This window comes from Thermostichus sp. MS-CIW-30 (assembly GCF_054058015.1).
On the sequence record NZ_JBSRZW010000009.1, the window covers coordinates 46843 to 60442 of the forward strand.

Below are 13600 nucleotides of genomic sequence, written 5' to 3' on the forward strand. Positions count from 1 at the left end.
CGGCCAGAGTTCCACGGCCAGCCTGGAGATGCGATAGACTAACCTCGCATCGGTTCTGCACAGGCTGGGGTGTCTGGGGCCGGAACAGGGCCTGTTTTTAGGCGGGCTCCCCACCCCAACCCCCCCAACAGGTGAGGCCATGACCAGCCGCCCAGATTTCCAACCCTTCGAAAAAGAAGAAACCGAACGGTTGCGGGATCTGCTCCCCGCTTCTTTCCGACCCTTGATCACCATTGTTCCCCACTTCGGGGGCGAAGCCCTGCTCATCTCCCGCCGCAAAGCCCCTTGGCAGCCCCAGGGCACAATTGCCATCGATTTTCGCCGTTGGCAAGGGATCCCTCAGCCGCAGCGGGATCTGTTGTTTCTGCGGGAGGTGGGATGGCTGGGCAACCGCAATTGGTTGCAGCCGGGGTTTTACCAATCGCTGGCCTTGATGGGGGGCATCACCACTGTTGCGGAGCTCTCTTTGCAGCACCCCTTTTCCGCTCTGTTGGCAGGTGGCATTACAGCTCTCTCCGTCCGGCAGATCTGGCAAAACCTGAACCGGGAGAGCGCCCATTTCGACGCCGATGAATTTGCCCTGCGCCGTGCTCAGTTTCGCGGCTACACCCGACAGGAGGCCGCTCAACACCTGGCAGATGCCATAGAACAGGTTCTGAAGCTGGATCCCACCGTTCGCGACAGCGGCGAAGCATCTATCCTGACGGCGCTACGGCTGCAACGGCTGAGAACCATTGCCCGCAACCTGGCTTCTACCCCCCCCAGCGGAAACGCCTGGTCGCGTTAGCGGGACGGAGTCCTTGGCCAGTTGCACTTGGGTGATGGCCACCCGACCGGAGAAGCAGATGTCGGTATCGGTTTGGGGATCCCGAGCGCGCTCCGCATAGCGGCCCTGATAGCGAAACCACAGCGACTCTGCCCCATTTCCCTCGGCTTCCACCGCATAATCGAGCGGCAGGGGTTGGGTGCAGAGGGGACAATAGACCCGCTCCGGCAGAGGGGATCCGGCGGGCAAGTGAGGCAGGTTCACATTCCAAAACGCCCCCCTGGGCAGGGGTTGTTCCATCAGCTCCGCCAAGATTTCCCGCGTCCACCGCTGGGCTTGCTCCCAGTCGATGGGTTGGCCCCCTGCTCGGTATTGGGAAATGGCAATTCCCGGGATCCCGCGCATCGCCGCTTCCCGTACCGCCGCCACCGTTCCCGACAGATACACATCCGATCCAAGATTTCCCCCCTCGTTGATACCGGAAAGCACCCAATCCACCGCTGGGGCCAGCTTGAATAGGGCCACCCGCACACAGTCGGCAGGGGATCCCTCGACGGCAAAGGTGCGCTCGCCGCGGGCCAAGGCTCGAAAAGGTCGCCCCGTCGTCACCTGGTGGCTGCAGCCGGAAATCGGTTGGTGGGGGGCCACAATCCAACAGTGTTCTTCCGGGATGAGGGCGCTGAGGGCCAACTTGAGGTTGGCCAGCCCGGCAGCCTCGATGCCGTCATCGTTGGTCAGCAATACCTTCATTCCTACTTTTCCCTTCTGCCGGCAACTTCTTGGGTGAGTCCTTTTGCAAGTCCCAGTGGCAAATCTGGAGATCTTGGGTGCAAAAGCGATGTGGATCCCGTTCTTCTTTTACCCTATCCCTAGGGGGGCAGCGTCTCCCATGCCGCGTCCCCTGATCCATCGTATAAACTGATACCGGAGGATTGCGATGACCACACGGGTAGCCATTAACGGATTTGGTCGCATTGGGCGGGCCTTCCTGCGGGTGCTGCTGTCTCAGCCAGCTCCAGAGCTGGAGGTGGTGGCAGTCAATGACCTGACCGAACCCGACAACTTGGCCTACCTGCTCCAGTTCGACTCGGCCTATGGGCGCCTTCCCCAAACCGTGAGCGCGGTGGACGGGCATCTGCAAATCGGCAACCACCTGAAAGTCCGAGTTTTGGCAGAGCGGGATCCGGCACAACTGCCCTGGAAAGATCTGGGGGTTGACCTGGTGGTGGAATCAACCGGCTTGTTCACCAAACGAGAGGGGGCGGCCAAACACCTGGAAGCCGGGGCCAAAAAGGTGATCATCTCTGCTCCCGCCAAAGGCCCCGACTTGACGGTGGTGATGGGGGTCAACGACGACCAATACGACCCGGAGCGGCATCACATCGTCTCCAATGCTTCCTGCACCACCAATTGCTTGGCGCCGCTGGCTAAGGTCTTGTTGGATCGCTTCGGCATCGAGACCGGCTTTCTCACCACTTGCCATGCCTATACCGCCACCCAGGCGATTGTGGATCGCCCGGATCCCAAAGATTACCGGCGGGGCCGCTCAGCAGCAGTGTCGATCGTGCCTTCCACCACCGGGGCCGCCACGGCAGTGGCCGAGGTTTTGCCCGCCCTGAGAGGGAAGATGGATGGCCTGGCGCTGCGGGTGCCCACCTTGACCGGCTCGATTGTGGACTTTGTGGTGCGTACCGAGCAGCCCATCACCAGAGAAGCCGTCAACCAAGCCTTTGTCGAGGCTGCAGAAGGCCCGCTGCGCGGCATCCTGGCCATTGCTCCACCGGAGATTGTCTCGGCGGATATCGTCGGGGATCCCCACTCTTCCATTGTGGATTTGGGATCCACCCTGACCTTAGGGGATCGCACGGTGAAGGTGCTCTCCTGGTATGACAACGAGTACGGCTATGCGGCGCGGCTGGTGGATCTGGCGGCCAAAATCGGGGCTGCGCTGTAGGCGGCCATCCTTGTTGCGTTCAAGGCAAGGCTATTAGAACCGGATTTGCGGTGGGGCAGTTACGGTTCAGATGCGGTTGTGGCCGGGGTTGCAGGCGATGAAGGGGGGCCGAGCCACAGCAGGATCACCATTGCCGGAGCGGCTGTCATCGCCGTGATCAGATAAAACAAAGGCCAATTGACTGCAGCCGCCAAATAGCCTGACACAGCCCCGGCCAAGGTTCCCCCCACGGCAAACACACTGGTGAGCAAAGCATACTGAGTGGCACTAAATTGCCGGTCGCAGAGGCTCATCAAAAAAGCCAGAAAAGCAGCCGTGCCCATGCCCCCGGCCATGTTGTCGAAAACGGTTGCCCCCACCAGCAGCGGATAGTTTTGCCCCACCAACCCAATCGCTCCCAGGCCCAAATTGCCGATCCCTTGCAAGGCTGCGAAAATGAACAGACAGCGGTAGGTGCCGATGCGGCTGACCCACTCCCCCCCCACAAAAGCCCCAGCCAAGGTGGCCAACAAGCCTATCCAACTGCGGATAATGCCCAGATCGCTGGTGCTAAACCCCGTCTGCAACAAAAATGTGGGGGTCATTTGCCCTGCCAAGCTATCCGGCAACTTGAAGCAGACCACAAACAGCAGGATCGCCCAGGCCAAGCGGTGCCGCCAAAAAGATTGAAACGGCTCGAGGATAGCCGACCGCAAAGAGGTAGGCTTGAGGGCGCTGTTTTCCGGCTCAGGGGCCAAAAACGAGGTAATCAACCCGATCAACATCAGCAGCGCCATGATCCCGTACACCTGCCACCAGGGCAAATAGTCCGCCAAGATCAAACTCACGCCACTGCTGACCAACAGCGCGATGCGGTAGCCAAATACGAAAATCGCTACCCCTGCCCCCATCTCCCGCTCTGCCAAGATATCGGTACGGTAGGCATCCACCGCGATGTCCTGAGAGGCGCTCAAAAAAGCCACCAGCAACCCCACCAGAAAGATCGGGCGGGTGAAAACTGTGATGCCCGGCCAAGTCTGGGCCAGCTCTTCCCATCCCAAGGCTTCCAGCCAGGTTTGGGTCGGATCCTGAAAACCCAGTAGCCCTATGCTGAGCAGCAACAGCACCTGGGTCAGGGCCATCCACCCCCGCCGTCGACTGCCCCGCAGGGATCCCGGTGCCGGCAACAGAAATCGATCCAGAACAGGCGACCACAAGAACTTAAAGGAGTAGGGCAAATTGAGCAGGTTAAACAAGCCGATGGCAATGGTGGTCAAGCCCGCTTGGGTCAGCCAAGCATTCAAGGTGGTGTTGATCAGCAGCAGCGGCAAACCCGAAGAAAACCCCAACAGCAGCAGAACGCCCATCTTAGAGCTGCCGTAGACGCCCAACATCCGCCTCAAGACGCTTGCCCCCGCCTCAATCATGACTAGCCCTCCCCGCCATCCTGTCTATTTTCAGGGATCCCTGTATTGCCAGTATGGTCATTTCAATTAAACTAGGGCACTGCACCCACACCTAAAACTCTGAGTGCAGCAGGCTATAGGGCTTTTCAAGGACTCCGTCCCGCTGGCGCGATCAGCAGCCCAGGCGTCTCACCTTAACCTGAAATGACCATAACATCCCAGTGAAACTCCCCATTGCGTAGCTCCCCTCTCTCAAGGGGAGAGGGACTTCCCTTAGGGCCAATCCTGAACGCAAACCACCTGCTGGGTTTGGGCAGATCGCTCGGCTGCCTCGGCCACCGCCAGGGCGTGGAGCATGTTTTCAGTATGGATATAGAGGGGTCTGCCGTGGCGCAGGTGATCCAGCACCATGCGGGTGTCTTGCTCGAACAGGCCGTGGCGGGATCCCGTCTCTAGAGGGTGGGCGCTGCCGGGCCGCAGCAACGTTGCCTCTTCGCCGTTGATCAATAGGCCCCCCCGTTGACCGTGGAACTCCAGTAGCCGCTGCGAGCACCACAGGGAATCCCCCTTGCCATAGGTCAACACCGCCAGCAACCCACTGGCAAAACTCAGCTGGGCTGTGCAGTAGCAACTGCTGTAGCGGTGGGGCAGATCCGGCCCGTCGTAGCGCAGTTGGCAGCTCACCCGTTCTACCCTGCCCAACAAGTCCACCAAGCGGTGGATGCGAGAAACGGCCCCCATGAGGGGGAAGCCAAACAACTCAGGCCGATAGGTCCAGCGATCGGGGGCGGGGTGGGTGGCGGTGAGAGTGATGTAGCGAACGGCAAACAGCTTGCCCAACCCTTCCAGCTCTTGTTTCAGCAACCGGTGAACGCCGCTAATTAGCTCGATGTGTTCGACGTGCAGCAGCACTTGCCGCTCGGCTGCCAATTGCACCAAGGAACGCGCTTCGGCAGCGCTGAGGGCGAGGGGATATTCCACGACGGTGTGGATCCCTGCCTCCAGAGCAGCACGGGCAATGGCGGCATGATCCCGATTGATGGTGCTGACAAAAACCAGATCCAGCCGCTGCTCGCCCAACAGAGAAGACCAGTCCGAATAGGCGACGGCCCCCAACTCGGCGGCAAAAGCATCGCTCCGGTCGGGAGCTCGACCGGCAACAGCGACAATCTGCACTTGCCCATCTTTGCGCAAGGCCTCGGCCCGTGAGCGAGCTGCGTAGCCGGTGCCGATGATCCCCACCCGCAAGGTTTGTTCCCTCCCCTAGCCTGCCTCTGTCTGTAGCATCACACAGGAGGGATCCTTTGTACCACCCGGCAATCTGGATCTCGCTCCGCCTAGGTTTGCCGGAAAACTCCTGCTGCACCCTTTGATTTTGTGCCTACCTCACAGAGCTGTTCGCCGGTGGGGATCCCATGGGCGTTAGGAAGAAGCTGCTGCTTCAACCTCTTGGGGTTGCGGCGAGGAAAGCGGAAAATGCCGCTCCAACAAAGCCGGGATCCCTTGGGGGGAAACGCCGCTATAACGAGCCTTGTCGGGCATAAACACCACATGGGGGCCCCGTTTACAATCTTTCATGCAGCCCACCCCCTGCACGCAAATCGAACCGGAGTAGGCGGCCAAGTGGGCGTTCAGGGCTTGCATCACCGCTCCGGCCCCACGCCGATAACAGTCGGATTTCTGGCAGACCAGCACCTTACCTTTGACCTTTGGGACAACCGGCTCCGTCTCACCCCCGGAAGCTGGAGCTGTCGTCAAAGACATACCCTCCGCCTTCTCTCCGAGGGGAACCACCCGGTAAAGCACCCATTTTTCTCGCCCTTTGTGCAGATCCACTTCTCGCTCCCCCGAGATCTGCACCGCATCGCCAGGTTTGAGGGTGCGGTAAAGGGCAGAACGCAGGGGCTTGGGGATCTTGCCGGAAAAAACGTCCGCTCCGGCTTGCCAACGCAGGTACTTGAGCTTGCCGTCTTTATCGGGAAGAAATCCCAAAAACCGGCCTTCCGACTCAAACGGGATCCCTTGCTTAGGGAACTTGCTCATCTTGACCCCCAGCCTCTGTGTTGAGCTGCCAACAAACCTCTAGGCCATCCAATAACTCCTGTCGCCGCGCTGTGTGCTGACGGATCACACTGCGCACCTGTAGAACGGCCAACGGAGTACTCACCTCCACCCGCAGACGGCCATCTCCCGTACAAACTGCCGGGATCCCCAATTCCATCAGCCGCCGACCAACGCGCCAGCGCTCGCCCAGAGGAATATCCAAAAGATAACCGCGCTCAGAGTCCAGAAAGGCGGGGTTCATGGCCGGGATCAGCACCTCAGAGTAAAGAATAGTGAAGAGATGAAACAAATTCTCAATAGCTTTTCAAAAAAAAGCCAGAGGTCGGAAACCAGGCAGGCTCAAGCCCACCTGTGGACCTTCTGGCTAGGCTCTGCCGTTCATCAAGCCGAACACCAGGCTGTCGTTGGCCAGGAAGTGATGGAGATGGAAGGCGCGATCCTCTGTCTTCAACAGGATTTGCTCGTAGAGGTAGCGGGTGGCCCGATCCCCAAGGCTCTCCGCCTGGGCTGCCTGCCGCCGCAGCAGATCGATGATGGCCTGCTCTGCCGCCAGGTCGTTCATTAACATTTGCCGTGCCTCAAAAGCTCCATCTGGCTCAGGGGTAAAGCAGCAAAGCTGGGCCAAGGTGGCAAAGCTGGCTACCGGCACACCTCCCAGCCCTTCTAGGCGTTCTCCCAGGTCGTGGACATGCTCCCTCGCCTGCTCGTAGTGATCTTTGAAGAGTTGGTGCAGCGGATAGAACTCAGTGCCTTCTACCACGAAGTGATGCTTCTGGTACTGCAAGTACAGCCCCTGGAAGCTGGCCAGCAGGGCGTTCATCCCCTCGCAAACCGGCTGGGTTATCTCAGTGCCAAGCAAGACAGGATTGTCGCGCACGCTGTTGAAAGACTGGCGCAGGGTTGAAGTTTCGGACATAAAACTCTCCAGCACAAGTTAAAAGGAGCTGTGAATCCTAGAGCGCCCGCCACAACGGGCCTGGGATCCCTGGGTGTTTGCCTCCAAATCTAGCATAGTGCAGAAAATGGCTCTTGTGAATAACTCTCAATAAACCCGTTGTTGCGGATCCCTTTGGAGTGGGATCAGGGCGCAGACAGATTGGCTCTTGGCTAGGTCAGTCTCCGGTATCGGAAGAAACTTGGCAGTAGGATCCGCCCTGAACTACCTTTGTGGGGCTATCGGCCTTAGGGGAAGAAGCAAGAAGCATGTCTCAGAAAAGCCCATCCTTCTTAGAGAAACTGACTGACCTAACCCGCCAAATTGTTGACCGTGCCCGAGGCATCCCAGAAGCTTCTGAATCTCTCGAGAAGCCAGAAGCCTTTAAGTCTTTCTGGAATTCGGTGTCTCAGATACTACAGAAGGACCTCCTAGAGGCGCAGACAGAGTTGGGCCACTGCAACATCCTGGTCATTGGCAAAAGCGGGGTGGGCAAGAGCACCTTGGTCAATGCAGTGTTTAGAGATGAGCTGGCCCGTACCGGTGTTGGCAGCCCCGTCACCCGCCACATTCGTCAGTATTCCAAGCCAGGTTGCCCAATCACCATCTACGATACACCTGGCATGGAACTAGACGGTGAACAGAATCAGCAAGTTCGCCTGGAGGTTTCCCAGCTTATCGAGGAGCTGCGCTTTAAGGATCCTGAACATCACATCCATGTTGTTTGGTACTGCCTCCACCACGAACTGAAGCGGTTGGAGGAAGTTGAACGCAAATGGCTAAAGGAGTTGGAACTCAAAGACGTTCCCGTCATCTTGGTCTTAACCCAATGCTTGGAATATCCCAATCCTGAAGAGAGCGAGTTTTTCCGGTATTTGCAGCATCAAAATTTGCCTGTCCGCTACATTGTTCCCGTTTTGGCCCGCAACAAGGCGATTAACCGGCAAATTACCATTCCTGCCCACGGGCTGGAGCACCTAATTGGCTGCACGCTAGAGCTTTTGCCGGAAGTGGCTCGCCTTGCCTTTATCCGCCAGCAATTGCTGCGGGTGGATCTCAAAGCCGAGGCTGCCTTTAAGTACGTATCAGGCTATGTGGCCAGTGCAGCGTTTATCGGGGCAGTGCCCCTTCCCTTTGCAGATGCCCCTCTGTTGGTTACAGCCCAAGCAGGCATGATTGCCAATATCAGCTTTATTTTTGGCTTCGAGGCTTCCCCTTCTTTTTACTACTCTTTGATAGCCGCTTTGGCAGGCACTACAATTACAACAGCAATCGGGCGAACGATTGTGTCCAACTTGCTGAAGATGATTCCCGGCCCGGGGATTGTAGGCAGCGCTATCCAATCCACTACGGCAGCCACCCTCACTCTCTCTCTGGGCCTGGCCTATATCGAGCTGATGAAGGCCATCGCCCGCGCCAAAATCCAAGGGATCCAGCTATCTCCAGAAGAGATGAAAGATATCTTTATACGCGAGTACCAAAGTTATGTTGCCTCGGGATCCAAAACTCTGAAAGATGACTTTTCATCCTAGCTTTTGCGTAGGTACTGAATCTAGGGCAGGGGAAGGTCGTGGGGTCTCAAACCCAAAGGTTCCATCGACCAGGTAGAGGGGGCGGCCTTTCACTTCTTCAAAAACGCGGCCTAAATACTCGCCAATCACGCCCAAGCTGATCAGCTGGATCCCGCCCAAAAACAAGATCATCACCGCTAAAGAGGCATAGCCAGGTACATCGGAGCCAAAGAGCAAGGTGCGGATGATGAGAAAAAGGCCATACAAAAAGGCTGGAACCGAGATCGCCAACCCTATGTAGCTCCACACCCGCAACGGCCAAGAGCTAAAAGAGGTGATGCCTTCTATGGCTAGGTTCCACAGCCGCCAGTAGTTCCACTGGGTTTTGCCGCGAAAGCGGGGGGCGCGATCGTAAAAAATGGCCGTTTGCCGGTAGCCCACCCAGGCAAAGATCCCTTTCATAAAGCGGGTGCGCTCTCGCAGCTGTTTAACTGCCTCCACCACCTGCCGATCCAGCAGTCGAAAATCCCCCGTATTGCGCGGGATCCGCACCTGGCTGAGTTGATCAATCAACCAATAGAAGCCGTTGGCTGTAAAGCGTTTTAGCCAGCTCTCCCCGCGGCGGCTGCGGCGCACCGCATAAACCACCTGATAGCCCTGCCGCCACTGCTGCAGCATCTCCGGGATCAGCTCCGGCGGATCTTGCAAGTCGGCATCGATGGGAACAACAGCTCGACCAGAGGCGTGATCGAGGCCGGCAGTAAGGGCGATCTCCTTGCCATAGCAACGGGAAAGGTTCACCACTTTGATACGGGGATCCCGACGATGGAAGGCAATGAGCTTTTCCAGCGTGTTGTCTTGGCTGCCATCGTTGACGCAGATAATCTCGTAGGGGATCCCCAGCGGCTCCAAGGTAAGTTGCAGGCGTTCGAACAGGTGTTCCAGGTTGTCCGCCTCATTTTTGCAGGGGACAACAACCGATAATTCAACCAACTCAACCGGGGGCTCAGACAACATCGAGAGGTGTCAGAATCGGGATCCCGTAGTTGGCCATCATTGTGCCATCAGGGGGTGGCCGACATCTCCGCCACAATCGAGCGCAGCTCGTCTTCCGAGATGCGGTAGACCTCGTTGCAGAATTGGCAAACCGCTTCTGCCCCCTTGTCGGTGTGGATCATATCGAGCAACTCGTCCCGCCCCAGCATGCGCAGGGCCCCCTTCACTCGGTCGGAATTGCACTTGCAGTAGAAGCGGATGGTGCGCATTTCCGGCGCAATTTTCAGATCCAAGTCGCCCAGGCAGATTTGCAACAGCTCCCGCAAGCCGCCGCCACCAGCCAACATCGGGCTAAATTCTTCCACTTTGGCCAAACGGGCCTCCATCTCTGGGATCAGACTGGCCGGCGCCCCTGGCATCAGCTGCAACAACACTCCGCCGGCGGCGCGTACCCGCTGTGAGTCGAGATTTACTCCCAGAAGGACTGCCGAGGGAATCTGCTCTGAGGAGGAGAGGTAGTAGGTGATGTCGTCTCCCACCTCTCCCGAAACCAGCTCCACCGCGCTGGTGTAAGGCTGGCCATACCCCAGATCCCGCAGCACATGGAGGTAGCCATAGCGCCCAACGGCTTGGCCCACATCCAACTTGCTCTCGGCAGTGAGAGGAAGCTCAATGGCGGGGTTGCTCACATACCCGCGTACCGTGCCATCCAAGCCGGCATCCACCCAGATGTTGCCCAAGGGGCCATTCCCTTTCAGTTGCAGGTTAATCCGCGCCTGGCGTCGCTTCAAGTTGGCCGCCAGCAACAGGGCTGCGCTCATGGCCCGCCCCAAGGCCACTGTCGCCACATAGGAGAGCTTGTGCCGCTCCCTTGCCTCTTGTACCGCCTGGGTGGCCACCAAGCCCACCACTCGGATTTTGCCTTCTGCCGCCGTGGCCCGGATGAGGTGATCCGGCAGAGATGAGGGCGTACCCTCAGAAATACCTTTCGCTCGCTTCAATCGTTCTGACCCAGAGGCATCCGTCATCGCAACCTCAACGCATGTCTTAAACCAAGCCTGCAGGGATCCCCTGGCGACTCAGCCTTCATTCTAAGTGAGTCTAAGTGAGATTGTAGCCCCTCTCTTGCCGGACTTTGGGGAGGGAACTGCCCTGTCGGGGCGGGAATGGGACTGTCCCTTTTCTGGGAGAGATTTTAAGAAGTGTGAAGATCTGAGATGGCAGACGGCAAGCATATCGGAAAATAACTTGCGGGTATGCTCGTCATACTCTTTAAAAAATCGACTTGAGGATGGATATCCATGAGTGTTGTTACGAAATCGATTGTGAACGCGGACGCGGAGGCCCGCTACCTCAGCCCGGGGGAACTGGATCGGATCAAGTCCTTTGTTGCCTCGGGTGAGAAGCGGTTGCGCATTGCTCAAGTCTTAACCGAGTCTCGTGAGCGCATCGTCAAACAAGCTGCCGACCAGCTCTTCCAGAAGCGCCCTGACATTGTCTCTCCGGGGGGCAATGCCTACGGGGAAGAGATGACGGCGACTTGCCTGCGGGATATGGACTACTACCTGCGCCTGATCACCTATGGTGTCATTGCCGGCGATGTCACCCCAATCGAAGAGATCGGCCTGGTGGGTGTTCGCGAGATGTACAACTCCCTGGGCACACCCATTCCGGCGGTGGCCGAGAGCATTCGTCAAATGAAGCAGGTGGCCATGGGTCTGCTCTCTCCTGACGATGCGGCTGAAGCCGGCTACTACTTCGACTTTGTGGTGGGGGCAATGAGCTAATCCCTCATTGTTTTTGCCGCACAACCCTTTGCTGTTCGTCGATTTGGATTTAGGAAGCTCATCATGCAAGACGCAATTACTGCTGTAATCAACAGCTACGATGTTCAAGGCAAGTATCTGGACAGCTCGGCCATGGAGAAGTTGAAAGCCTTCTTCGCCACAGGCGAGCTGCGGGTGCGGGCGGCTGCCACCATCGCGGCCAATGCCTCCACCATCGTCAAGGATGCTGCTGCCAAGGCGTTGCTGTACTCTGATCTCACCCGTCCTGGCGGCAACATGTACACCACCCGTCGCTATGCTGCCTGCATCCGCGACATGGACTACTACCTGCGCTACGCCACCTACGCCATGCTGGCCGGGGATCCCTCCATTCTGGACGAGCGGGTGCTGAACGGGCTCAAGGAGACCTACAATTCCCTGGGAGTGCCCATTGGGGCAACCATCCAGGCCATCCAAGCCATGAAAGAGGTAACTGCCGCTCTGGTGGGTGCTGAGGCCGGCAAGGAAATGGGGGTGTACTTCGATTACATCTGCTCTGGCCTGAGCTAACTCCCGGCGTCATTGCCTCAGGGGAGGTGCATTCTTCAACGAGCACGGCGGGCGATTTGCCACAGGGATCTGGTGTGCTAGCTGAAGTACGCGAGCTTTCTGGGGTGAGTCGCCTGTTTTGCTGGTCAAGATAGCCCATTTTGTTGTTGAGCGGGGATCCCATATCATGCGCATGTTCAAGATCACGGCCTGTGTGCCCAGCCAAACCCGAATTCGCACCCAGCGGGAGCTGCAAAATACCTACTTCACCAAGCTGGTGCCCTATGAGAACTGGTTTCGGGAACAGCAGCGCATCCAGAAATCGGGTGGCCGCATCCTGAAGGTGGAGCTGGCCACGGGTAAGCCTGGGATGGACGTAGGACTGCTGTAGTTCCCCTATTCGTTCGTTGCTTTCCCTCGGATACTGAGAAATAGCCCTCTGCAGATCCGGTATGCCCAGCTCTGGAAGCTCTGTTCTTGGGGTTGGGGTAGCGGATCTGGCCGTTTTGTAGGGGTGGGGGTAGATGTTGCCTGATGTGCCGACCCGGTTGGAGCCAATCATCGCTGCCCACAACCTGAGCAAGGTTTACCCGGTGGCCGTCAAGGATCCCGGAGTGGTTGGCACCCTGCGCCACTTTTTTCGCCGCACCTATCGCCACATCCCGGCGGTGCAGTCCGTGAGCTTTCAAGTTCAGCCGGGGGAGATGGTGGGATTTTTGGGGCCCAACGGGGCGGGCAAGACCACTACCCTCAAGATGTTGACTGGTTTGATCTATCCGTCCGGCGGCACGGTGCAAGTGGTGGGTCATGTGCCTTACCGCCGGGAGCCGGCGTTTTTGCGGCAGATCACCCTGGTGATGGGGCAGAAGCAGCAGCTCATTTGGGATCTGCCGGCAATGGACTCTTTGCGCATCAACGCTGCCGTTTACGAGATCCCTGAGAAGGAGTTTCGGGAGCGGGTGGGGGAGCTGGCGGAGCTGCTCGACCTAGAAAGCAAGCTGAAGCAACCAGTGCGCAAGCTTTCCTTGGGGGAGCGGATGAAGGCGGAGCTGTTGGCGGCTCTGTTGCACCGCCCGCAGATCTTGTTTTTGGACGAGCCCACCTTGGGGTTGGATGTCAACGCCCAGGCCGGCGTGCGGCAATTTCTGCGGGATTACAACCGCCGCTATGGAGCAACGGTGCTGTTGACCAGCCATTACATGGCCGATATTACTGCGCTGTGCCAACGGGTGCTGGTCATCAACGCGGGGCAGCTCATGTACGATGGCGACCTCGAGGCATTGCTGGAGCGCTTTGCCCCCTACCGAGAGGTGAGGTTGAAATTGGCTCGCCCTTGCCCTGTTGCCCAACTGCAGCTCTATGGAGAGGTGCGCACGGACGGGGATCCGGGCAGCTGTGAGGCGCGGCTGTGGGTGCAGCGGGAGCAGCTCACCCAAACGGTGGCCAAGCTCTTGGCAGAGCTGGATGTGCTGGATCTAACGGTAACCGACCCGCCCATCGAGGAAGTGATCGGGCGGGTGTTTGCGGATGGGATCCCTTCGGCCAGCCCATAGGGTCATTTGCAACAGGGTTAGGTTGAGCGTGGGCTCCCTTCTTCCCCAAGAGGAGAGGGGCTGGGGGTGAGGGTCAGCAGCGAAGGATCCCAGCTTTGTTGGAAACGACTGGGATTCCCTAA

At 58.2% G+C, this 13600-nt stretch carries 15 protein-coding genes; 7 read left to right on the forward strand and 8 right to left on the reverse strand.

The features are described 5' to 3' along the window. The first annotated feature begins 139 nt into the window (after nucleotides 1-139). A complete protein-coding gene (locus ACVWXW_RS05770) occupies nucleotides 140-787 on the forward strand; it encodes a DUF3318 domain-containing protein (RefSeq protein WP_457403147.1) in 648 nt (215 codons plus the stop codon). On the opposite strand, the gene surE is transcribed toward ACVWXW_RS05770, so the two are convergent. Further along, nucleotides 710-1516: a 5'/3'-nucleotidase SurE gene (surE, locus tag ACVWXW_RS05775; protein WP_414374912.1), complete on the reverse strand. Its 807-nt coding sequence runs from the start codon at nucleotides 1514-1516 to the stop codon at nucleotides 710-712. The genes ACVWXW_RS05770 and surE overlap by 78 nt on opposite strands. Nucleotides 1517-1703: 187 nt before the next feature. On the opposite strand from surE, the gene gap reads away from it, so the two are divergent. Next, complete coding sequence (gene gap / locus ACVWXW_RS05780) at nucleotides 1704-2720, forward strand: type I glyceraldehyde-3-phosphate dehydrogenase (protein WP_011433044.1); 1017 nt, start codon at nucleotides 1704-1706, stop codon at nucleotides 2718-2720. A gap of 59 nt (nucleotides 2721-2779) precedes the next feature. On the opposite strand, the gene ACVWXW_RS05785 is transcribed toward gap, so the two are convergent. The 5 genes from ACVWXW_RS05785 to dpsA form a co-directional block, all read right to left on the reverse strand. Continuing rightward, on the reverse strand, nucleotides 2780-4066 hold the full coding sequence (locus ACVWXW_RS05785; RefSeq protein ID WP_457403148.1) for an AmpG family muropeptide MFS transporter: 1287 nt from the start codon (nucleotides 4064-4066) through the stop codon (nucleotides 2780-2782). Nucleotides 4067-4378: 312 nt separating this feature from the next. Further along, a complete protein-coding gene (locus ACVWXW_RS05790) occupies nucleotides 4379-5353 on the reverse strand; it encodes a Gfo/Idh/MocA family protein (protein ID WP_011433046.1) in 975 nt (324 codons plus the stop codon). Nucleotides 5354-5527: 174 nt separating this feature from the next. Beyond that, the gene (locus tag ACVWXW_RS05795) at nucleotides 5528-6148 is read right to left on the reverse strand and encodes a (2Fe-2S) ferredoxin domain-containing protein (protein WP_457403149.1); all 621 of its coding nucleotides are present in this window, start codon (nucleotides 6146-6148) and stop codon (nucleotides 5528-5530) included. After that, nucleotides 6132-6410, reverse strand: a complete 279-nt coding sequence (locus ACVWXW_RS05800) for an Asr1405/Asl0597 family protein (RefSeq protein WP_457403150.1) — start codon at nucleotides 6408-6410, stop codon at nucleotides 6132-6134. The genes ACVWXW_RS05795 and ACVWXW_RS05800 overlap by 17 nt, the downstream gene beginning before the upstream one ends. A gap of 123 nt (nucleotides 6411-6533) precedes the next feature. Beyond that, nucleotides 6534-7085: a DNA starvation/stress protection protein DpsA gene (dpsA, locus tag ACVWXW_RS05805; RefSeq protein WP_457403151.1), complete on the reverse strand. Its 552-nt coding sequence runs from the start codon at nucleotides 7083-7085 to the stop codon at nucleotides 6534-6536. Nucleotides 7086-7552: 467 nt separating this feature from the next. Between dpsA and ACVWXW_RS05810 the strand changes: the two genes are divergently transcribed. Then, nucleotides 7553-8635: a YcjF family protein gene (locus ACVWXW_RS05810; RefSeq protein WP_414373373.1), complete on the forward strand. Its 1083-nt coding sequence runs from the start codon at nucleotides 7553-7555 to the stop codon at nucleotides 8633-8635. On the opposite strand, the gene ACVWXW_RS05815 is transcribed toward ACVWXW_RS05810, so the two are convergent. Then, nucleotides 8627-9631, reverse strand: coding sequence for a glycosyltransferase family 2 protein (locus ACVWXW_RS05815; RefSeq protein ID WP_414349686.1), 1005 nt, complete (start codon nucleotides 9629-9631; stop codon nucleotides 8627-8629). The genes ACVWXW_RS05810 and ACVWXW_RS05815 overlap by 9 nt on opposite strands. Nucleotides 9632-9678: 47 nt before the next feature. Next, nucleotides 9679-10569 (reverse strand): Hsp33 family molecular chaperone HslO, encoded by an 891-nt coding sequence (hslO, locus tag ACVWXW_RS05820; protein ID WP_414328989.1) that lies wholly within the window; start codon nucleotides 10567-10569, stop codon nucleotides 9679-9681. Nucleotides 10570-10911: 342 nt separating this feature from the next. Here hslO and ACVWXW_RS05825 point away from each other — a divergent pair, with 342 nt between their 5' ends. The 4 genes from ACVWXW_RS05825 (at nucleotide 10912) to ACVWXW_RS05840 (ending at nucleotide 13478) form a co-directional block, all read left to right on the forward strand. Then, nucleotides 10912-11397, forward strand: coding sequence for a globin family protein (locus tag ACVWXW_RS05825; RefSeq protein WP_414331342.1), 486 nt, complete (start codon nucleotides 10912-10914; stop codon nucleotides 11395-11397). A 63-nt stretch (nucleotides 11398-11460) separates the two neighbouring features. Further along, nucleotides 11461-11946: an allophycocyanin subunit beta gene (apcB, locus tag ACVWXW_RS05830; RefSeq protein ID WP_011433054.1), complete on the forward strand. Its 486-nt coding sequence runs from the start codon at nucleotides 11461-11463 to the stop codon at nucleotides 11944-11946. A gap of 166 nt (nucleotides 11947-12112) precedes the next feature. Further along, nucleotides 12113-12316: a phycobilisome linker polypeptide gene (locus ACVWXW_RS05835; RefSeq protein ID WP_011433055.1), complete on the forward strand. Its 204-nt coding sequence runs from the start codon at nucleotides 12113-12115 to the stop codon at nucleotides 12314-12316. Nucleotides 12317-12449: 133 nt separating this feature from the next. Continuing rightward, on the forward strand, nucleotides 12450-13478 hold the full coding sequence (locus tag ACVWXW_RS05840) for an ABC transporter ATP-binding protein (protein WP_011433056.1): 1029 nt from the start codon (nucleotides 12450-12452) through the stop codon (nucleotides 13476-13478). Nucleotides 13479-13600: the final 122 nt, after the last annotated feature.